The organism is Limosilactobacillus secaliphilus, assembly GCF_001437055.1.
GTDB lineage: Bacteria > Bacillota > Bacilli > Lactobacillales > Lactobacillaceae > Limosilactobacillus > Limosilactobacillus secaliphilus.
This window is the reverse complement of record NZ_JQBW01000010.1, coordinates 166635-188005: the sequence shown is the minus strand read 5'-3', so window position 1 is coordinate 188005 and position 21371 is coordinate 166635. Positions and strand designations below refer to the sequence as shown.

Genomic DNA, 21371 nt, shown 5'->3' with positions numbered 1-21371 from the left:
AGTCCAGTGAGGTCGGTGATCTCTTGTCCACCGGCTTCTTTATAGAAAACCAAAGGCAGTTGCCAGCTGCTTTTGGATTTTTTTTGCTCAAAAGTTGCAATTTTGACGAATTGTAATCAAATTGTAACATTTGAGTTTGGACTCACCCAACAAATTAGAGAGGTGAATACTTTGGCTGGACATTTAGTTAAATATGGTAAACACCGTACTCGCCGCAGCTACTCCCGGATTAAGGAAGTTCTCGACCTGCCAAACCTGATTGAAATTCAAACCAACTCTTACAATTGGTTCATGGATAAGGGCCTGCGTGAGATGTTCAACGACATCATGCCGATTGATGACTTCCAAGGCAAGCTGTCACTGGAGTTCGTTGATTACCAGCTCCTGGAACCCAAGTATACGGAAGACGAAGCACGTGAACACGATGCAAACTACTCTGCACCATTGCACGTTACCCTGCGTTTGACCAACCACGAAACTGGTGAAATCAAGTCACAGGATGTCTTCTTTGGTGACTTCCCACTGATGACTGATCAGGGGACTTTCATTATCAACGGGGCCGAACGGGTAATTGTTTCACAATTGGTTCGTTCCCCAGGTATTTACTATGACAAGGAAACCGACAAGAATGGCCGGACCAACTTCAGCGCCAACTTCATTCCTAACCGTGGTGCATGGCTGGAATACGAAACTGACGCTAAGGGCATTTCATATGTACGGATTGACCGGACCCGTAAGCTGCCAATGACCGAATTAGTGCGGGCATTAGGTTTTGGCTCCGATGATGAAATCATTGATATGCTGGGTGGTAATTCAGAATCATTGGCTGCAACCTTGGATAAGGATGTCCACAAGAACGCTGAAGACTCACGGGTTGAAGAATCCTTGAAGGACATTTACGAACGTCTGCGTCCAGGTGAACCAAAGACTGCTGATTCTGCCCGGAGCCTTTTGACGGCACGTTTCTTCGATCCACGTCGTTACGACATGGCTCCAGTTGGCCGTTACAAGACTAACAAGAAGCTGATGATGAAGTACCGTCTGCTTGGCCAAACCTTAGCTGAAACTTTGGCTGACCCTGACACTGGTGAAATCCTCGCCAACAAGGGTGATGTGGTTACCAAGGAAGTACTGAAGAAGCTGGAACCAGCACTGGCACGGGATGACTTCAAGATGATTACCTACACTCCATCTGACGAAGCCGTTGTTACGAAGCCAGTTAAGCTGCAAAAGATCCTGGTTTACTCCAAGAATGATCCTGACCGCGTTGTGCCAATCGTTGCCAATGGTCACATTCCGTTGGAACTGAAGCACATTCAGCCAGCCGACATCATTGCTTCAGTTAACTACTTCTTCAACTTGCAAGAAGGCATCGGTACGACCGACGATATTGACCACTTAGGCAACCGTCGTATTCGTTCCGTTGGTGAACTGCTGCAAAACCAGTTCCGGATTGGTTTAGCCCGGATGGAACGGGTTGTTCGTGAACGGATGTCCATTCAGGATATCAACACGGTTACGCCACAACAGCTGATTAACATTCGGCCAGTGGTTGCTTCCATTAAGGAATTCTTCGGTTCTTCACAACTGTCACAATTCATGGACCAAACTAACCCGCTGGGTGAATTAACCCACAAGCGGCGTCTGTCTGCCTTAGGTCCTGGTGGTTTGACTCGTGACCGTGCCGGTTATGAAGTTCGTGACGTGCACTACACCCACTATGGTCGTATGTGCCCAATTGAAACTCCTGAAGGTCCTAACATTGGTCTGATTAACTCGCTGGCTTCCTACGCCCGGGTTAACAAGTACGGCTTCATCGAAACCCCTTACCGTCGTGTTTCCTGGAAGACGCACAAGGTTACCGATAAGATCGACTACCTGACTGCCGACGAAGAAGATAACTACATCATTGCCCAAGCCAACACGCCGCTGAACGATGATGGCTCCTTCGCTGAAGATGAAATCATGTGTCGTGATAAGGATGACTACATTGAAACCTCTGCCGACAACGTTGATTACATGGACGTTTCGCCAAAGCAAGTAGTTTCCGTCGCTTCCGCATGTATTCCATTCTTGGAAAACGATGACTCCAACCGTGCGCTGATGGGTGCCAACATGCAACGGCAAGCCGTTCCGTTGATCAACCCACACGCTCCACTGATTGGTACCGGGATTGAATACAAGGCTGCCCACGACTCTGGGGTTGCTTTGATTGCCAAGAAGGCTGGGACCGTTGAATACGTCGATGCCCGTGAAATCCGGGTTCGTGAAGAAGATGACACCTTAGACACCTACAAGCTGATGAAGTTCCGTCGTAGTAACGGTGGTAAGAACTACAACCAGCGTCCAATCGTTAAAGTTGGTGAACATGTTGATGCCGATGATGTTCTGGCTGACGGTCCATCCATGGAAAAGGGTGAATTAGCTCTGGGGCAAAACCCACTGATTGCCTTCATGACTTGGCAGGGTTACAACTTCGAAGATGCCATCGCTATTTCTGAACGGCTGGTTAAGGACGACGTTTACACTTCCATTCATATCGAATCATATGAATCCGAAGCTCGTGAAACTAAGTTAGGCCCTGAAGAAATGACCCGTGAAATTCCAAACGTTGGTGCCGATGCACTGAAGAACTTGGATGAAGACGGTGTTGTTCGGGTTGGTGCTGAAGTTCACGATGGCGACATCTTAGTTGGTAAGGTTACTCCAAAGGGTGTGACTGAACTGTCTGCTGAAGAGCGGCTGCTGCACGCTATCTTCGGTGAAAAGTCACGTGAAGTTCGTGATACCTCACTGCGTGTTCCTCACGGTGGTGGCGGTATTATCCAGGACGTTAAGGTCTTCACTCGTGAAAACGGTGACGAATTATCACCTGGTGTCAACAAGATGGTCCGGGTCTACATCGCTCAAAAGCGTAAGATCCAAGTTGGTGACAAGATGTCTGGTCGTCACGGTAACAAAGGTACGGTTTCCATTGTTATCCCTGAAGAAGATATGCCATACATGCCAGATGGTACGCCAATCGACATCATGCTGAGTCCAATGGGTGTGCCAAGTCGTATGAACATTGGGCAAGTTATCGAACTGCACTTAGGGATGGCTGCTCGTGAATTAGGTATTCACATCGCAACGCCTGTCTTTGATGGTGCTACTGATAAGGATGTTTGGGACGCCGTTAAGGAAGCTGGCCTGCCGTCTGATGGTAAGACCATTCTGTATGATGGTCGGACCGGTGAACCATTCGAACAGCGGATTGCCGTTGGTGTCATGCACTACCTGAAGCTGGCCCACATGGTTGACGACAAGATCCACGCTCGTTCAATTGGACCATACTCACTGGTTACCCAACAGCCACTTGGTGGTAAGGCACAATTCGGTGGCCAACGTTTCGGTGAAATGGAAGTTTGGGCACTGGAAGCATACGGTGCCGCATACACCCTGCAAGAAATCTTGACCTACAAGTCAGACGATGTTGTCGGCCGGGTTAACACTTACGATGCCATCATTAATGGTGACCGGATTCCAAAGCCAGGTGTACCAGAATCATTCCGTGTTCTGGTTAAGGAATTGCAGTCATTAGGTCTGGACATGAAGGTTCTGGACAATGACCATCACGAAGTTCAGTTAAAGAACATGGACGAAGATGTGATTAACGTTCGCCGTTCTGCTCAACACGGCCGTGAAGAACAGGCTCAAAAAGATGAAGAGCAGAAGACGACGGAAGCAAAACCGGATGAAGCTAAGCAAGACTAAAGATTAAGGAGGACAATCCTTTGATTGACGTCAATAATTTTGAAAGTATGCAGATTGGTCTGGCTTCGCCCAACAAGATCCGCAGTTGGTCGTATGGTGAGGTAAAGAAGCCAGAAACCATCAACTACCGGACCTTAAAGCCAGAAAAAGAAGGTCTGTTTGACGAACGGATTTTCGGGCCAACTAAGGATTACGAATGTGCTTGTGGTAAGTACAAGCGGGTTCGTTTCAAGGGCCTGGTTTGTGACCGTTGTGGTGTCGAGGTTACTAGTTCAAAGGTTCGTCGTGAACGGATGGGCCACATTGAATTAGCTGCTCCGGTTTCTCACATCTGGTACTTCAAGGGCATTCCTTCTCGGATGGGCTTGGTTCTGGACATGAGCCCACGTGCCCTGGAAGAAATCATCTACTTCGCAGCTTACGTTGTGCTGGATCCTGGTGATACGCCGCTGGAAAAGAAGCAACTGCTGACCGAAGCTGAATACCGTGACAAGAAGGCTGAATACGGCGATCGTTTCGTTGCTGAAATGGGTGCCGAAGCCGTCCAAAAGCTCCTGAAGGATGTTGACCTGGAGAAGGAAGCCGCTGAACTGAAGGCTACTTTGAAGGAAGCTACGGGTCAGAAGCGGACGCGTGCCGTTCGTCGTTTGGACATTCTGGAAGCCTTTATCAAGTCTGGTAACAAGCCGGAATGGATGGTCATGACCGTTATCCCGGTTATGCCGCCTGACTTACGGCCAATGGTTCAACTGGAAGGTGGCCGTTTTGCGACCTCTGATTTGAACGACTTGTACCGGCGGGTTATCAACCGTAACAACCGTCTGAAGCGGCTGCTGGCTTTGAACGCCCCTGGGATCATCGTTCAAAACGAAAAGCGGATGCTGCAAGAAGCCGTTGATGCTTTGATTGATAACGGTCGTCGTGGTCGTCCAGTTGCCGGCCCAGGTAACCGTCCGCTGAAGTCACTGTCTCACCTGTTGAAAGGTAAGCAGGGTCGTTTCCGTCAAAACCTGTTAGGGAAGCGTGTTGACTACTCTGGCCGTTCCGTTATCGATGTTGGTCCATCCCTGAAGATGAACCAAATGGGGCTGCCAATCCCGATGGCTCTGGAACTGTTCAAGCCATTCATCATGCACGAATTAACTAAGCGGAAGCTGGTTAACAACGTGAAGGCTGCCAAGCGGATGATCGACAAGCGTGATAATAAAGTCTTCGATGTTTTGGAAGACGTTATTAAGGAACACCCAGTCCTTCTGAACCGGGCACCTACGCTTCACCGTCTGGGTATTCAAGCCTTCGAACCAATCTTGGTTTCTGGTAAGTCCATGCGTCTGCACCCACTGGTATGTACCGCCTACAACGCCGACTTCGATGGTGACCAAATGGCTATCCACGTGCCACTGTCAGATGAAGCCCAAGCCGAAGCACGATTGCTGATGCTGGCTGCCCACCATATTCTTTCACCACGTGACGGGGAACCAATTGTTGCTCCTTCACAAGATATGGTTATTGGTAACTACTACATGACCACTGAAGACAAGGGTCGTGAAGGCGAAGGCATGATCTTCAAGGATGCCAATGAAGCAATCATGGCATACAAGAATGGTTATGTTGCTCTGCAGACTCGTGTTGGTGTTCAGGTTGCTGCTTACCCTGACAAGCCATTTACTGACGAACAACGGGGCAAGATCATGATGACCTCTGTTGGTAAGTTGATCTTCAACACCATCATGCCTGATGACTACGCCTACATTAACGAACCAACCAAAGACAACCTGCTGAACGGTGTGCCTGACAAGTACTTCCTGGATAAGGGTGAAAATGTTCACGATTACCTGGAAAATGCTCCACTGGTACCGCCATTCAAGAAGGGCTTCTTGTCCGACATCATTGCCGAGATCTACAAGAAGTACAAGGTTACTAAGACTTCACAGTTCCTGGACCGCATGAAGGACCTTGGTTACTACGAATCAACCATTTCTGGTCTGACCGTTGGTATTTCCGATATCACCGACTTGAAGGAAAAGCCAGAAATTATTGCTAAGGCTCGTAAGCAAGTTGCCCTGGTTACTAAGCAGTTCCGTCGTGGTCTGATTACTGACAACGAACGGTACGAACGGGTTATTGGTATCTGGAACGATGCCAAGGATGAAGTTCAAAACAAGCTGATCGAGCACATGGATATCCACAACCCAATCAACATGATGTCCGACTCCGGTGCCCGTGGTAACATTTCTAACTTTACGCAACTGGCCGGGATGCGTGGTCTGATGGCTTCTCCATCTGGTAAGATCATGGAACTGCCTATCCTGTCCAACTTCCGTGAAGGTCTGTCAGTTCTGGAAATGTTCATTTCTTCTCACGGTGCTCGTAAGGGTATGACTGATACCGCCTTGAAGACTGCCAACTCAGGTTACTTGACCCGTCGTCTGGTTGATGTTGCTCAAGACGTGATCGTTCGTGAAAAAGATTGTGGTACCGACCGTGGTTTGGAAGTTTCCGCAATTACGAACGGTAACGAAATGATTGAACCACTGTACGACCGGATCCTTGGTCGTTACACCATGAAGTCCGTCTTTGATCCAAAGACCGGCAAGAAGATCGTTGGCAAGAACGTCCTGCTTGACGAAGACATGGCTCAAAAGATCGTTGATGCCGGTGTCAAGAAGGTTACGATTCGTTCCGCCTTCACTTGCAACACTGAACACGGTGTTTGTGAACGCTGCTACGGTCGTAACGCCGCTACCGGTGACAAGGTTGAAGCCGGTGAAGCAATTGGTACGGTTGCCGCTCAATCCATTGGTGAACCTGGTACTCAACTGACGCTGCGTAACTTCCACACTGGTGGTGTTGCCGGCAACGAAGATATCACCCAAGGTCTTCCTCGTGTTCAAGAAATTGTTGAAGCACGGAACCCTAAAGGTAAAGCAACGATTTCCGAAGTTACTGGGACGGTTGAATCTATTGAAGAAGATCCAGCTGAACAGACGAAGGACGTTACTGTTAAGGGTGAAAACGACACCCGGACTTACACCCTGCCAATCACGGCACGGATGCGGGTTGCTGAAGGTGACTTCATTCACCGTGGTGCTGCCCTGAACGAAGGGTCAATTGATCCAAAGGAATTGATTCGGGTTCGCGACGTTCTGTCTACGGAAACCTACCTGTTGGCCGAAGTTCAAAAGGTTTACCGGATGCAAGGTATCGACCTGCTGGATAAGCACGTTGAAATCATGATTCGGCAAATGATGCGGAAGGTACGTATCATGGATCCTGGTGACACGGATGTTCTGCCAGGTCAACTGATGGACATTGGTCAATTCCGTGACGCTAACTACAAGACGTTGATTTCCGGTGGTATTCCGGCAACTGCACGTCCAGTTATCTTAGGGATCACGAAGGCTGCCCTGGAGACCAACAGTTTCCTGTCAGCCGCATCATTCCAGGAAACGACGCGGGTACTTACCGATGCTGCAATTCGTGGCAAGGAAGACCCACTGGTTGGTTTGAAGGAAAACGTCATCATCGGGAAGATCATTCCAGCTGGTACTGGGATGTCCACTTACCGTCACATCAAGCCGAAGGAAGCTTCAGTTGGTGCGACTGCCGATGGCGCTGTGACCTCACTGCCTAACTCGTCAATTCGCGAAATGGAAGAACAAATGAAGGATCAGGATAAGCACTAATCTTTCATTAATTAGATAAACAACGGCTGTTAACCGATACTGGTTAATGGCCGTTTTATTTTGCCACCAGTTGTTGAATTTGTTTCAGGCCAAGACTTGTTATTTGGGTGACAGAAGTGCTAGTCTAATGAAGTTTAAAGAGGAAGTGATTTGATGAAAAAGTATCGTTTGGAAGTGCCAGCAGATGCGGCCAAAAAATTAGGACTCGACAAGACCGACTATTCGATGTGGATCAGCCACCGTCAAGTCGTGGTCCGGCCCAGCAATGTATCCGACATGGTGCCCCAGATTAAATTCTGGTGGTATGGCGTCTTGGCCATCATTTCCGCAATCGTCTTCCTCTTTGCGGTTAGTGAGCGGCGGATGCGCCTAGTACCTTTTAGCGGTAATTATTCCATTTCCTTTGCCTCTATTATTTTGGCGGCGGTTTCTGGAACGATTACCTTTGCCATTACTTTCATTCACCAGAAACGGAAGGGTACCGGCCCAGCCAAGAACTTCTCTTGGCGGAGTCTGATCCCGTTAGTGGTGGCCTGTGGCATGATCATCACTTTTACCACAATGGCCATCTTCTGGATGATCAGCCAACTGTTCAAGGGCCTGATCCTTGACCCTTACACGGCCTCCGTCTTGGTCATGTTGGCGGTTGCCTTGACCAACTATCTGATGATTAACTTGGCGATGACGCTGTCGTCCGGGGTGGTTACCAACCTGATGACCGTTATGATTGTCGGTGGGGTCGGTTTCTCCATGCTGACGAATTCGTCGAAGAATTGGTGGCAGCACAACTTCAGCTTCTTGGGGACCGCCCAGAACAATAGTAATTGGCAATTCAACATCACCCTGATCTTCTCGGGTTTATTGATGATGATGCTGATCGATTACCTCTTTGTTAACCTGGGTCAGCGTTACTCGGGCTGGGAGATTCAAATTCTGCGCTGGCTGTTGTATGGGTTGGCGGCCTGCGTGGCAGCAATTGGGATCTTCCCCAACGACTCGCGTTATCATGTGCTCCACGACCGGATCTCGATGTGGCTGATTTACTTCATGCTGATTATGATCATCGTGGTTCGATGGTGCTTGCCGGATGTTACCCACCAGTTTCTTGTGGTGTCGTATACGATTGGCGGTATTTTGACTGCCGATTACCTGATTTTTAAAGTCTTTACCTACTTATCGTTAACGGCTTTCGAACTGATCGCATTTGTGCTGGCCTTTGCCTGGATCTTGCTGCTTTTCCAATATATAGGTAACTTGGTGTCCAACAACGTCATCATTTTCCCCGTTGAAATCAAGTCGGTGCCAACTGAATCCACAGAGGAAGCAGTGTCAACAGAGCCAAAAGCTGAAAGCGGGGAAGGCCAAGTAGCAGAGAAAGGCCAGGCTTAAAAAAGGAATAAAGGGGACTGGCTGGTGTTGGTACAAGGGTGGATCGGCTAAGGCTAAAAGGCAGGCGGCTAGGATAATCAGACTGCTTTGAAAACTACCCAGCACAATGGTTAACATGATCATGGCGTCCAGATCACCATGGCCGATCCGTGAACAGTAATAGCCACAAGTTAATAGGCCTACCTGACACATGTCGATTAAGAGATGGCGTGGCCAGTGGGCAAAAATCAGGATTAATGGCCAAAGGAGGAGCCAGATGGGTTGAAAACGGTGGTCGAAATGATCCTGTGTGCTGATGATTAGGCAAGCGGAACTGACCGCGCCGCAGATGACTAGCTCGGGCAGGGGTCGAGTAAAAGCTAATCCCCATAAAATGCCCATTAGTAGTTCGCACAGGGGCCACCAGTAGTCAATTTGCGTGTGACAATACTTGCAGTGACCGTGTAAAAGCAAGAAGCTCCATACCGGAATCAATTGCCACCAAGTCAGGCGTCTGCCACAATGATCGCAACATGACCAGCGCCGGTGAGGGTAGTGCTTGTGGTCGAGCAGGTAGCGCCAGGTCATTGTGCAGCAAAAAGACGCCCAGCAGCTGCCGAGCACCATCAGTAAAAGCAGTTTGGTCATAATATCATGTCCTTCATTATCTATGGACGTAAAAAAGCTGGGAATATATTAATTACGTTGACTTTTTTGAAGCTGCGTGTTAGATTTGTAAAGGTGCTTTTTCGAGCAACGATAGTGTCTGTCGTTGGGCAGACGATGCGTCAGCGATAGCACGAAATTTAACATCCAGCTTTTTTTATGGTTTAAAAAGAACCACCTGGATGTGTGGACTTACATTTCAGAAAGGGGATCAATTATGCCTACTATTAACCAACTGGTCAAGAACGGCCGGAAGAGCCACAAGGGCAAGTCAAAGTCACCAGCATTAGGCTTTGTCTACAACAGTTTTAAGAAGGAAGAAGTTAAGACTCCGTCACCACAAAAGCGTGGGGTTGCTACCCGTGTTGGTACTATGACGCCAAAGAAGCCAAACTCAGCTTTGCGTAAGTACGCCCGTGTTCGTCTCTCAAACCTGATGGAAGTTACTGCTTACATCCCAGGTATCGGTCACAACCTGCAGGAACACTCAGTTGTTCTGATTCGTGGGGGCCGTGTTAAGGACTTACCAGGGGTTCGTTACCACATCATTCGTGGTACTCTTGATACCGCTGGTGTTGAAGGCCGTATGCAGAGCCGTTCCAAGTACGGTGCTAAGCGTCCTAAGAAGAAGTAATTATCAGGAAGGGAGATTAAGACATGCCGCGTAAAGGACATATTGTAAAGCCTGAAGTTTTACCAGACCCAATTTATAACTCAAAGCTGGTTACCAGCATGATCAACCACTTGATGCTTGATGGTAAGCGGGGCACTGCTTCCAAGATCTTGTACCAAGCATTTAACGAAATCAAAGATCAGACTGGCAATGACCCAGTTGAAGTATTCCAGCAAGCTATTGAAAACGTACAACCTGCTCTGGAAGTTAAGGCTCGCCGTATCGGTGGTTCTAACTACCAAGTACCAATCGAAGTTCGTCCAGACCGTCAACGGACGCTGGCTCTTCGTTGGTTGACCCAATACGCTCGTCTTCGTGGTGAACACACGATGGTTCAGCGTTTGGCTGCTGAAATCATTGACGCATCCAACAACACTGGTGCATCAATCAAGAAAAAGGAAGACACGCTGCGGATGGCCGAAGCTAACCGGGCATTTGCACACTACCGTTGGTAATATCTTAAAATCAGTATTTGACTGGTTTTTAAAGGGGCGACGCAGTTTAGTTTAACCGTCACCCCTTTTTCTAAAAAAGCAGATTAAAGTTTATCTGAAGGGAGATATACATAAAGATGGCTAACAAACGTGAATATCCACTTGCTAAGACCCGTAACATCGGTATTGTTGCTCACATCGATGCTGGTAAGACTACCGCTACTGAACGGGTTCTCTACTACACTGGTAAGATTCACAAGATTGGTGAAACCCACGATGGGGATTCACAAATGGACTGGATGGACGAAGAAAAGGAACGTGGTATCACTATCACGTCCGCTGCCACCACTGCCGTTTGGAAGGATCACCGAATCAACATTATCGATACCCCAGGACACGTTGACTTCACTGTCGAAGTTGAACGTGCACTGCGTGTCCTTGATGGTGCGATCGTTATCCTGGATGCCCAAGCTGGTGTTGAACCACAAACCGAAACTGTTTGGCGTCAATCTGACGACTTCAACGTTCCACGGATTATCTTTGCTAACAAGATGGACAAGATGGGTGCCAACTTTGACTACTCTGTCCAGACTATCAAGGACCGTCTGAACGTTACCCCACTGCCAATTCAGCTGCCAATCGGTGCTGAAGACAACTTCCAGGGTGTCGTTGACCTGGTTAAGATGTGCGCATACGTTTACGACGAAGATAAGTTAGGTACTCACTGGGACACCACTGATATTCCAGCCGACTTGAAGGACAAGGCTGACAAGATGCACGATGAGATGCTGGAAACTCTGGCTGACATCGATGACGGCATCATGGAAAAGTACCTGGATGGTGACGAAATTTCCGTTGACGAAATCAAGGCTGCCATTCGTAAGGGTACTCTGAACGAAGACCTCTACCCAGTATTGGCTGGTTCTGCTTACAAGGATAAGGGTATCCAAATGCTGTTGGATGCTGTTATCGACTACCTGCCATCTCCACTGGACGTTAAGCCATTTATTGCCCACGATGCTGATGGCAAGGAAGTTGAACTGACTGCCGGTGACGACAAGCCATTCGCTGCCTTGGCATTTAAGATTGCTACTGACCCATTCGTTGGTCGTCTGACTTTCTTACGTGTCTACACTGGTTCATTACAGTCCGGTTCTTACGTTCTGAACGCAACCAAGGACAAGCGTGAACGTATTGGTCGTCTGCTGCAAATGCACTCTAACCAACAACACGAAATTCCAGAAGTCTTCTCTGGTGATATCGCCGCTGCTATTGGTCTGAAGAACACCACTACTGGTGACTCCCTGACTGACCCAGATCACCCACTGCAACTGGAATCCATGGACTTCCCAGACCCTGTTATTCAGGTTTCTGTTGAACCAAAGTCTAAGGCTGACCAAGACAAGATGGACAAGGGTCTGCAGAAGCTGGCTGAAGAAGACCCAACTTTCAAGGCTGAAACCAACCCTGAAACTGGTGAAACGCTGATTGCCGGGATGGGTGAGCTGCACCTGGACATCATTGTTGAACGTCTGCGTCGTGAATTCCACGCCGAAGTTACTGTTGGTAAGCCACAAGTTTCCTACCGTGAAGCATTCACTAAGCAAGCTTCCGCACAAGGTAAGTTTGTTCGTCAAACCGGTGGTAAAGGTCAATATGGTGATGTTTGGATCGAATTCACTCCACTTGAAGAAGGCAAGGGCTTCGAATTTGAAGATGCCATTGTCGGTGGTGTTGTTCCTCGTGAATACATCCCAGCCGTTGAACAAGGTTTGAAGGAAGCTATGGCAAACGGTGTGCTGGCCGGCTACCCATTAGTTGACATGCACGCAAAGCTCTACGATGGTAGTTACCACGAAGTCGACTCCTCTGAAGCCGCATTTAAGGTTGCTGCATCACTGGCCCTGAAGAATGCCGCTAAGAAGGCTGATCCAGTTATTCTGGAACCAGTTATGAAGGTTGACATCGTATGTCCTCAGGATAACCTGGGTGACGTTATGGGTCACGTTACTGCTCGTCGTGGTAACATCGAAGGGATGGAAGAACGTGGCAGTTCTCAACTGGTTCACGCCTTCGTTCCGCTGTCTGAAATGTTTGGTTACGCTACGACCCTGCGGAGTGCTACCCAAGGTCGTGGTACCTTCACGATGACCTTTGACCACTACGCTAAGGTTCCAAAGAGCATCCAAGAAGACATCATCAAGAAGAACGGTGGCAACGCCGAAGACTAATTGGTGATCATATAAATAAATCCGTCCAAGAAGATTCTTGGGCGGATTTTTTTGTGGTCTGTTGAAACAAAAAAGCTGTTAGTGTCCAGACAAACTGGACATTAACAGCTTTAATTAATTTGTTGTTAATTCTTAACGGTAACGCCTTCGTGGACACCCCGAACTGCAATCGCTGCAATGAGCAGTGAGATGCCTGCGATCAGCATCATCATTGGTTGGCTGTGACCGACTAATGGGAAGATGATAAAGCTCATCAGTGAGGCCACAATCTGTGGCAGACAGATACCAATGTTGAAGAGACCGATATAGGCGCCTTCATTTTGGCCATTTAAAGAAGAAGTTAGCAGGGTAAATGGCAATGTGTGGATCGTGAAGTAGCAGATCCCAAAGAGGATGAATGCTACGACGGTGAGCCATTTGTCATGAATCATCGATACCATGATCAAGCCAATGCCACCCATGATCAAACCAGCAGCATACCATTTCTTCCGCGTGGTGGTCTTAGCATGGGAGTATAGGAAGCCCCAGCAAATCCCGGCGATACTTAAAATGGCAGTCAGGACACCGTACCAGTTACCAGCGGCTTGGAAACCAGCACTGGTCGGATTAGTGGTGTGCCAAACGTTCTTAGCTAACGTCCCGGTGGTGTAGGTCCACACGTACATGATGCCGACCCAGCTAAAGAATTGAACCAGGCACAGTTCCCAGAATGCACGTGGGGCAACCTTAATTAAGTGGAACAAGCTGACCGACTTCTTGTTGGCTTTAGGATCAATGCCATGATACCGAGCATAAGTTTCTGGATCGTATTCCTTGACGTTGAAGACTGTCCACATGCTGGTTACCAACAGTACAACGGCAGCAACAACGTAGGCATAGATGACCGTATTTGGAACCACCCCCTTTTTGGCCGTGTTTTGCATGCCGCAGGCGGTGAAGATGAATGGCAATAGTGATGCAAGGATCCCACCACCATTGAAGAAGATTTGCTGCAAAGACCAAGCAAAGTTCTTCTGCTTGTTGTTGACCATATCACCGACGATCATCCGGAATGGCTGCATACATATGTTGTTGAACAGGTCCATAAAGCAGACGGCAAAGGCAGCAAAAATCATGGCCGCCATCGAGCCATAGCCAAAGCCCAGAGAACCGGAGAATGGCAGCATCAAAAGGACCAATGCGGCAATTGGGGCCCCAAAGAGCAGGTAGGGCATCCGCCGGCCAAATCGGTTCCAGGTCCGGTCGGAATATTTACCAACTAACGGCTGGACGATCATCCCCATTAGGCCAGGGAAGATGAAGAAGAAGCCCAGACTGTTCGGGTTGGCACCGATGGACTGAAAGATCCGGCTCATTTGGGAACTTTGCAAGGAAAAGCCCATGTTGATGCCTAAGAAACCAAAGGTGATGGAGAAGATCACCCATTTGGATAAGTCGGGCAAGTTGGCGTCGAGGTTAACTTGTTTACTGTTTTTCTCACTCATAAATACGACCTCCCACTTAGTCCTTTTCAGCAGGGGTGGTGAAGTCTAACAAGCTTTTGAGTGGGTGACTTGCACGGGTGAAGAGTGGGATCGTGTCAATTGGGCAAGGAACAGTCACGGTTTGACCACCATGGTAGGTCTTCTTGTCGTTGACGTTGATCCAGTCCGCACCACTTGGCAAGTAGACATCGCGCTGACTTTGACCGGCATGAAGAATTGGTGAAACTAAGACATCTGGGCCAAACATGTATTCATCGGAAATGTCCCATGCATGATCGTCGTTGTGGAAGTCGTAGAAGAGTGGCCGCATGACTGGCGTACCGTCTTCGTGAGCCTTCTTCATCTGCTCCATGACGTAAGGACGGATGGCTTCACGCATGAACAGGTACTTGCGCAGAATCTGGTAAGTGGCTTTCGGGTACTTGTAAATTTCGTTGAAGGCACCGCTGCCGAATGGCTTGTTAAACATCCGGTCGGCGTGTTCAATTGTCTGTTCAGCTGGTTCACGGAAGCCGTGCAAACGCATGATTGGGCAGAAGGTACCAAACTGGAACCACCGCGTCAGCAATTCATGGAACTTTGGGTCGTGAACGTTACCGCCAGTGAAGCCACCGATATCAGTCGTCCACCAAGAAATCCCGGACAGGCCGGCATTCAGACCGGCACATACTTGTTTCTGCAGTGATTCGAAGGTGGAGTGGACATCACCGGACCACAGAACGACACCGTACTTTTGACTACCGGACCAAACACAGCGAACCAGGTTGACAATTTCTTTCTGACCGGCTGCCTTTTGTCCTTCATAAAAGGCCTTGGCATAGTCCAGTGGGTAGATGTTGCTGAGCTTCAGAGCAGGACCTTGGAAGTAACGGAAGTGGTCGAAGTCGTACATGAAGCCGTATTCTGGTTCTGCTTCGTCGAGCCAGAACATGCGTACACCGTTGTCGTAATAGTGCTGCTTGACCTTGTCCCAGATGAACTTCCGGGCACCAGGATTGGTTGCGTCGAAGAAGGTTTCATTACCCATGAAGTGGTAGGAATCTTGGTACATTCTTTCGGCTCTGACCAGGTAGCCCTTGTCGTTCATTTCGTCATAATTTTCGCTGTTAACGTCGACGGTTGGCCAGATGGAAACCATCAGTTTGATGCCCATCTTCTTCAATTCGTCAACCATGCCCTTTGGATCTGGCCAATACTTAGGGTCAAACTTCCATTCACCTTGTTTTGGCCAGTGGAAGAAGTCGATTACGATGACATTGATCGGCAGGCCCTTGTCCTTGTATTCATGAGCAACCTTGAGCAGTTCGTCCTGGGTCTTGTAACGCAATTTGCACTGCCAGAAACCACTAGCAAACTGTGGCAGCATTGGAACCTTACCCGTTGCGTTAGTGTAGTTTTCAACGATCTCGGATGGTGTATCGGCTGCGGTGACCCAGAAGTCCAGCTGATCGGTATCCTTAGCTTCCCATTTTGTTTCATTGTTGGCAAAGGTAACTTGACCAATAGCAGGGTTATTCCATAAGAAGCCGTAACCACGGTTAGAAAGAACGAATGGTACGGTTGCTTGGGTGTTACGCTGAGCTAATTCAAGAATGCAGCCCTTGTAGTTCAATTGCTTTTCTTGACGTTGGCCCATACCATAAATCTTTTCGCCATCGAAGGCTTCAAAACGCATGGTTGCTGAATAATCGCCGCCGATGATTGGCTTCAATTCCCGGCCTGGAATTCCCAGCGGACTGGTCTTCTTACCACCAGGCTTAACCTGCCAGCGTTCTTCCAACAGTACTTTGCCGCTGGCGTTCGTGATGGTCAGCCAACCAAATTCATTGATTTTAGCAGTAATATTGCCATTCTTGATCTGGCATTGATTCTGATCTTGATCAATGTTGATCTCGTTGGGTTGACCAGCCTGATCCTTGGAATACGCCAATGCCCAGTCTTGGTTAGGCGTGAAGTCATTCTTCTTCGTTACTCTGACACGCAGAGAATCCTTACCCCATGATTGGATCAGCAATTGCTCACCAGCGTGCTCCCAATATAATCCATTATTCCTTTTTTCCATTACAGCCATGAGAAACATCTCCTCTAAGATTTTTATGAACTGTTATAATGAAGTTAATTGCAATGACCAACTAACACTTATTGTTATATGACTTTGCTAGGCTGGCTGTAACCGCTTTAATGGCTAAAAAGGTGTGTATTTTTTGACACTTTATGCCTTGGTAAATGATTTATTCATAGAATGTAAAAATAGGTGAACGAATTGTGAGGTGACCCATCATGGAAGTGGACAAAAGTAACCATCGAGTTTTCTTGTTTAATAGTGACTGTCCCTTCCACCACTATGCCTCTGGCAAGAAAATCGTCAGGGAGAGCCAAAACTACGTCAATAACGAACCGGTGAAGGCGTACGAACTGTTCATTTGTTCTCGTGGCCAATGCCAATTGGTGGTTGATCAACGGGTGCGGCGGATGAAAAAGGGCACTTGTATTGTGATTGGCCCGCACCAAGAACTGCAGGTGGTCAGTCAGACGAATCAAGCTGATTTTTACTGGTTCCAGTTTCTGCCGAAAGATGATCGCTCATTGGTTGACGTCAAGCAGGTGAAAACCGATCTGGCTAACCGCAAAAAGCTGAGTCAATTGGTGAACAATGTGATTATCCCTGAGCAGTACCAGTTGCGTGATTTCAGTGGGATTAACACCGATTGCCTGAATGCTTTGCTAGTAATCAAGGGAAATTACTACTCGGATGCTCTTCCTTCCTATGTCATCACGAGTTTGATGCTGAAAATCACCAACGACTTTATTGCCAGCCTGCATAATCTGACCAGGTCGAATCCGAGAGCCTTAGAAATTATTGATTGGCTAAATCAAAATTTGGATGAAAAGACGACGGTCAAGTCACTGGCCGACCATTTTCAAATGAATTACCGCTACATCAGCCGCTTAATCAAAGCGGAAACGGGCATGACGGCCTCTAACTTGATTGTGCATAAGAAACTGGAGATCGCCTGTGGCCTTTTGCTGCAATCCAACTTGCCGCTGAAGGTGATTGCCGACCGGTCCTACTTTAATGACGAGAAATACTTCCTGCGGGTGTTCAAGAAGCACATTGGGCAGACACCGACCCAATACCGACAGCAATACATGCGTGACTTTTTGCTGAATGATACGAAAACGCGGGAAAGTCAGAATCATCAATAGACAAAAATGTACCCCAAGACGCTTGGCCTTGGGGTATATTTTTTCTGCAGTAATCATTATTTATTGGAACTTGACTAATTTATACCAACAAATTAAACTTAGTGGTGTAAACGGTTTCTAGAAAGTGTAATTAACAAAGTGAGGTCAAGATAATGTTTGAAGCAAAAATGCCAAAAGGCTTTCTGTGGGGCGGTGCCGTTGCTGCTCACCAAGTTGAAGGTGCTTGGAATGTTGATGGCAAGGGTCCATCAGTTGCGGATGTGATGACGGCCGGTGCCAACGGGGTGCCACGTAAAATCACTGATGGTGTCTTAAAGGGTGAAAACTACCCGAACCATGAGGCCATTGATTTCTATCATCACTACAAAGAAGATATTAAGTTGATGGCCGAGATGGGCTTCAAGTGCTTCCGGACATCCATCGCTTGGACGCGGATCTTCCCGAACGGCGATGATGCAGAACCAAATGAAGCAGGATTAAAGTTTTACGATGACCTATTTGATGAATGCCATAAGTATGGGATTGAACCAGTGATCACTCTGCACCACTTTGAAATGCCATGGCACTTGGTCAAGAAGTATGGCGGCTGGCAGTCGCGGAAGACAATCGATTTCTTCACCCGCTATGCTCGCGTCGTCTTCAAACGTTACCAGCACAAGGTTAAGTACTGGATGACGTTTAACGAAATTGACAACCAATCAGCATTTAATAATGCCTTCTTGATGGCCACCAATTCCGGAATCCTCTTCAAGAAGGGGCAGAATCGTGAAGCAGCGATGTACCAGGCTGCCCACTATGAACTGGTGGCTTCAGCACTGGCCGTTAAGATTGCTCACCAAATCAACCCGAAGATGAAGATCGGTTGCATGGTCAACTTTGCTTCCGTTTATCCGGCAACCTGTGATCCAGACGACACCTTGTTGGCTCAGCGGGTTGCCCAGCGGCGTTACTGGTTCAGCGATGTGCACGTCAATGGTGTTTATCCAAAGGAGGTTGAAGCCTACCTTAAGCAAAAGGGCTACCGGCCAGACATTACCGCAGAGGACCGGCAGATTTTGCGTGAGGGCACCGTTGACTATGTCGGCTTCTCTTACTATGAATCAATGACGGTTTCGGCAAAGAAGGTCGACGCCGACCACTTGACCGACCTCGATGCAGCGGTGGTTGATAACAAGTATCTGCCGAAGACCCAGTGGGACTGGTCAATTGACCCTGAAGGCTTGCGTTATGCCTTAAACTGGCTGACCGACCGTTATCACAAGCCGTTATTCATCGTTGAAAACGGGATGGGTGCTCGCGACAAGGTTGAAGCTGACGGTAGCATCCATGACGACTATCGGATCAAGTACCTGCAGAGCCACATTTCTGAAATGGAAAAGGCGGTTGCTTTAGATGGGGTTGACTTGATGGGCTACACTCCATGGGGCTGCATCGACCTTGTTTCTGCCGGGACTGGCCAGATGTCCAAGCGGTACGGCTTTATCTACGTTGACAAGGATGACCAGGGTAATGGGACTTTGAAGCGTTCACGCAAAGACTCATTCTACTGGTACAAGAACGTCATCAAAAGCAACGGTGCTGATCTGCAAAGCAAGTAAAGGGGATGGCAGCAATGCACGTTAGTCAAAGAGAAAAGGAATGGCAAAAAAAGGACATCTACTACAACCGTTATCTGGCCATTCGCTATATCACTGCGGTCTTCTTCTTTGCCAACTTTTGGTGGTTGATCACCTTAAGTATGGGCAAGAGCCTGGTGGCAGTAGTGCCATTGCTTTTGCTGATCTTGAGCGGCCCGGCCATCTGGGAGCAGAAGGAGAAGTTTCATAACAGTCAGAATACAATCCGCAAAACTGAGCTCTATTACCTAATCCAAACTCTGGCTAACGTAGCTTTCTCGTTTTGCTATTTCACCCCGCTATTCAGACAACTCTACCCATTTCTGAACCAAAATGGGGACGAGTATCTACTGACGATTTTATTGGTTGGCATTCTGTTAGCTGGCTTTGCCTTGCAGCGGGCGGTCAAGATTGCCAAGGATGAGGACCGTTATTATCTCACTATCATGCGTTATCAGAAGAAAACAACAAGTCATTAACCTGTCGAACTAGGGTTGATATTTAAGTACTAAAACAAAAAATCGGTGAGCTTTCAATTTGAAAACTCACCGAATTTTTTTGTGGTGATCTTAATGGCTGATTAATGTGTCGAGATGGTAGTAGAAAGTTAAATTTTCGTCGAAGTAATTGATACTCGAGCAGTTAAATGGACGGTTGTTCTTCAAATAATTAATTTCGCGGATGTTAATGGCCGGTGCTCCAGCTTCTTTGTCCACTAATTTGGCGTCCTCTTTGCTAATGGTGACCAGCTTAATGAAGTCATCAGCGGATTCCGTTTCAATGTTGTACTGCTTCTTGATGAAGTCAAAAATGGATTTTTTACAAATGTCTTCATTTAAGAACGGCACGAATTCTTTCAAATAGTAGGCCTTTTCCAGACAAAGGAGGTTGCCATTCAAAAACCGTACCCGTTCACAGTAGTAAATCGGCGTGCTTTCGTCACACTCCAGCATTGCGGCCACTTCACCCTTGGCAGTGGTGTCATCAAGGTGGACCACCTTGGAGTTGACGCGACTGTTTGAATTGATGTCGTTTTTTAGGGAGTCTTTGCGGAACTTCTCCGGCTTAATCCCGTTTTTGGCTCCCATCATGAGCAAATCAGTGGAGCGCAGGATGTGTTGATTGATGTAGTAGCCGCTACCTTGAACCCGCCGGATGAGTCCTTGACTGGCTAAAACGTTGATTGCGTTGCGGATGGTATTCCGGCTGACCTCATACTGCTCGATCAATTCATTTTCACTTGGTAGTTGTTTGACAAATTCTTTTTGCAAAATTTGATTAGTAATTTGCTGTGCAACTTGCATATATTTTGGCATAAATGTTGATTTCTCCGCATTTCTTGAACCGATGAATTATATTCAATGGTACTTGCAAAATTGGTACCAATGAGTTACAGTAAGAATGTAGTTGAAAGCGATTACATCAATTTCAAGAATTTTTACACTATTTCATTATAACTGATGGAATTCATGGGGGCGTTAATATGGCTGAAAAAACTATGATGTTATGTTGTGCAGCGGGAATGAGTACCAGTATGCTCGTTGCACGGATGCAGGATGCAGCGAAGAAGGATGGGGTTGAAGTTAACATCTTTGCCTGCCCAGTAGCTGAAGCGGATGACAAGTTGGCAGAAAATGATGTGTCAGTAATTCTGCTTGGTCCACAAGTTCGTTACATGCTCGATTCTTTCAAGAAGAAGGTTGCAGATAAGCAAATTCCAGTCGCCGTAATCGACATGCAGGCTTATGGAATGATGGATGGTGAAAAGGTCTTACAGCAAGGACTCAAACTTGCTAAGTAACTTTTGACCACAATAAAGGAGACTTGATGATGGATAAGGATCCAAAAGTAAATGCAAGCAAAACTGCTGACATTGTGAACAACGCAGCGCAGCAAACTAAAAAGACCAATGAGTTGTCCATGCAGCAAACGATGTCGTTGATTATGAATGCTGGTAATGCCCGGGCATTTGCTAAAGAAGGAATTGAAGCGGCTAAGAAGGGCGACTTCGATACTGCACATAAGAAGATCAAAGCAGCTAATGAGGCTTTGGTTGAAGCACACAATACACAGACAGGAATGCTGACACAAGAGGCACGCGGTAACCATGTGCAATTAACGTTATTAGTTGTGCATGCCCAAGATCATTTGATGACTGCCATTACGTATATTGATCTAGCTGAAGAAATTATTAATGTTTATGAAAAGTTCACTAATCAAGATTAATTAGCTCGTAATAGGGAGATTGTAAAT

The 21371-nt window shown here is 47.5% G+C and carries 15 protein-coding genes; 11 read left to right on the top strand and 4 right to left on the bottom strand.

Annotated features, from left to right (window positions below; translation table 11 throughout):
- Positions 1–162: 162 nt before the first annotated feature.
- The 3 genes from rpoB (at position 163) to IV45_RS05760 (ending at position 8828) form a co-directional block, all read left to right on the top strand.
- Positions 163–3753 (top strand): DNA-directed RNA polymerase subunit beta, encoded by a 3591-nt coding sequence (gene rpoB / locus IV45_RS05770; RefSeq protein WP_057741494.1) that lies wholly within the window; start codon positions 163–165, stop codon positions 3751–3753.
- Positions 3754–3773: 20 nt separating this feature from the next.
- On the top strand, positions 3774–7439 hold the full coding sequence (rpoC, locus tag IV45_RS05765; protein WP_057741492.1) for a DNA-directed RNA polymerase subunit beta': 3666 nt from the start codon (positions 3774–3776) through the stop codon (positions 7437–7439).
- A 153-nt stretch (positions 7440–7592) separates the two neighbouring features.
- Complete coding sequence (locus IV45_RS05760) at positions 7593–8828, top strand: DUF998 domain-containing protein (RefSeq protein ID WP_157051218.1); 1236 nt, start codon at positions 7593–7595, stop codon at positions 8826–8828.
- Here the strand turns inward: IV45_RS05760 and IV45_RS07810 are convergent.
- Positions 8769–9455: a prepilin peptidase gene (locus tag IV45_RS07810; protein WP_083487281.1), complete on the bottom strand. Its 687-nt coding sequence runs from the start codon at positions 9453–9455 to the stop codon at positions 8769–8771. The genes IV45_RS05760 and IV45_RS07810 overlap by 60 nt on opposite strands.
- A 235-nt stretch (positions 9456–9690) precedes the next feature.
- On the opposite strand from IV45_RS07810, the gene rpsL reads away from it, so the two are divergent.
- The 3 genes from rpsL to fusA all read left to right on the top strand — a co-directional run bounded on the left by rpsL (position 9691) and on the right by fusA (position 12811).
- Complete coding sequence (gene rpsL / locus IV45_RS05755; RefSeq protein WP_057741489.1) at positions 9691–10107, top strand: 30S ribosomal protein S12; 417 nt, start codon at positions 9691–9693, stop codon at positions 10105–10107.
- 23 nt (positions 10108–10130) lie between these two features.
- Positions 10131–10601, top strand: a complete 471-nt coding sequence (gene rpsG, locus IV45_RS05750) for a 30S ribosomal protein S7 (protein WP_057741488.1) — start codon at positions 10131–10133, stop codon at positions 10599–10601.
- A 116-nt stretch (positions 10602–10717) separates the two neighbouring features.
- On the top strand, positions 10718–12811 hold the full coding sequence (gene fusA, locus IV45_RS05745) for an elongation factor G (RefSeq protein WP_057741486.1): 2094 nt from the start codon (positions 10718–10720) through the stop codon (positions 12809–12811).
- 125 nt (positions 12812–12936) lie between these two features.
- Here fusA and IV45_RS05740 read toward each other — a convergent pair whose 3' ends face one another.
- Positions 12937–14295 carry an SLC45 family MFS transporter gene (locus IV45_RS05740; RefSeq protein WP_057741485.1) on the bottom strand — a complete coding sequence of 453 codons (1359 nt, stop codon included), beginning with the start codon at positions 14293–14295 and terminating at the stop codon, positions 12937–12939.
- A 16-nt stretch (positions 14296–14311) separates the two neighbouring features.
- Positions 14312–16366: a glycoside hydrolase family 31 protein gene (locus tag IV45_RS05735; protein WP_057741483.1), complete on the bottom strand. Its 2055-nt coding sequence runs from the start codon at positions 16364–16366 to the stop codon at positions 14312–14314.
- Positions 16367–16575: 209 nt separating this feature from the next.
- Between IV45_RS05735 and IV45_RS05730 the strand changes: the two genes are divergently transcribed.
- The 3 genes from IV45_RS05730 to IV45_RS05720 all read left to right on the top strand — a co-directional run bounded on the left by IV45_RS05730 (position 16576) and on the right by IV45_RS05720 (position 19597).
- Positions 16576–17502 carry a helix-turn-helix domain-containing protein gene (locus tag IV45_RS05730; RefSeq protein ID WP_157051217.1) on the top strand — a complete coding sequence of 309 codons (927 nt, stop codon included), beginning with the start codon at positions 16576–16578 and terminating at the stop codon, positions 17500–17502.
- Positions 17503–17654: 152 nt separating this feature from the next.
- Positions 17655–19100, top strand: a complete 1446-nt coding sequence (locus IV45_RS05725; RefSeq protein WP_057741482.1) for a 6-phospho-beta-glucosidase — start codon at positions 17655–17657, stop codon at positions 19098–19100.
- A 5-nt stretch (positions 19101–19105) separates the two neighbouring features.
- Positions 19106–19597, top strand: coding sequence for a hypothetical protein (locus IV45_RS05720; RefSeq protein WP_162257113.1), 492 nt, complete (start codon positions 19106–19108; stop codon positions 19595–19597).
- Positions 19598–19687: 90 nt separating this feature from the next.
- Here IV45_RS05720 and IV45_RS05715 read toward each other — a convergent pair whose 3' ends face one another.
- Positions 19688–20434 (bottom strand): GntR family transcriptional regulator, encoded by a 747-nt coding sequence (locus tag IV45_RS05715; protein ID WP_057741478.1) that lies wholly within the window; start codon positions 20432–20434, stop codon positions 19688–19690.
- A 167-nt stretch (positions 20435–20601) separates the two neighbouring features.
- On the opposite strand from IV45_RS05715, the gene IV45_RS05710 reads away from it, so the two are divergent.
- Both IV45_RS05710 and IV45_RS05705 read left to right on the top strand, forming a co-directional pair.
- A complete protein-coding gene (locus tag IV45_RS05710; protein ID WP_057741476.1) occupies positions 20602–20919 on the top strand; it encodes a PTS sugar transporter subunit IIB in 318 nt (105 codons plus the stop codon).
- Between the two features lie 29 nt (positions 20920–20948).
- Complete coding sequence (locus tag IV45_RS05705) at positions 20949–21344, top strand: PTS sugar transporter subunit IIA (protein WP_057741475.1); 396 nt, start codon at positions 20949–20951, stop codon at positions 21342–21344.
- Positions 21345–21371: the final 27 nt, after the last annotated feature.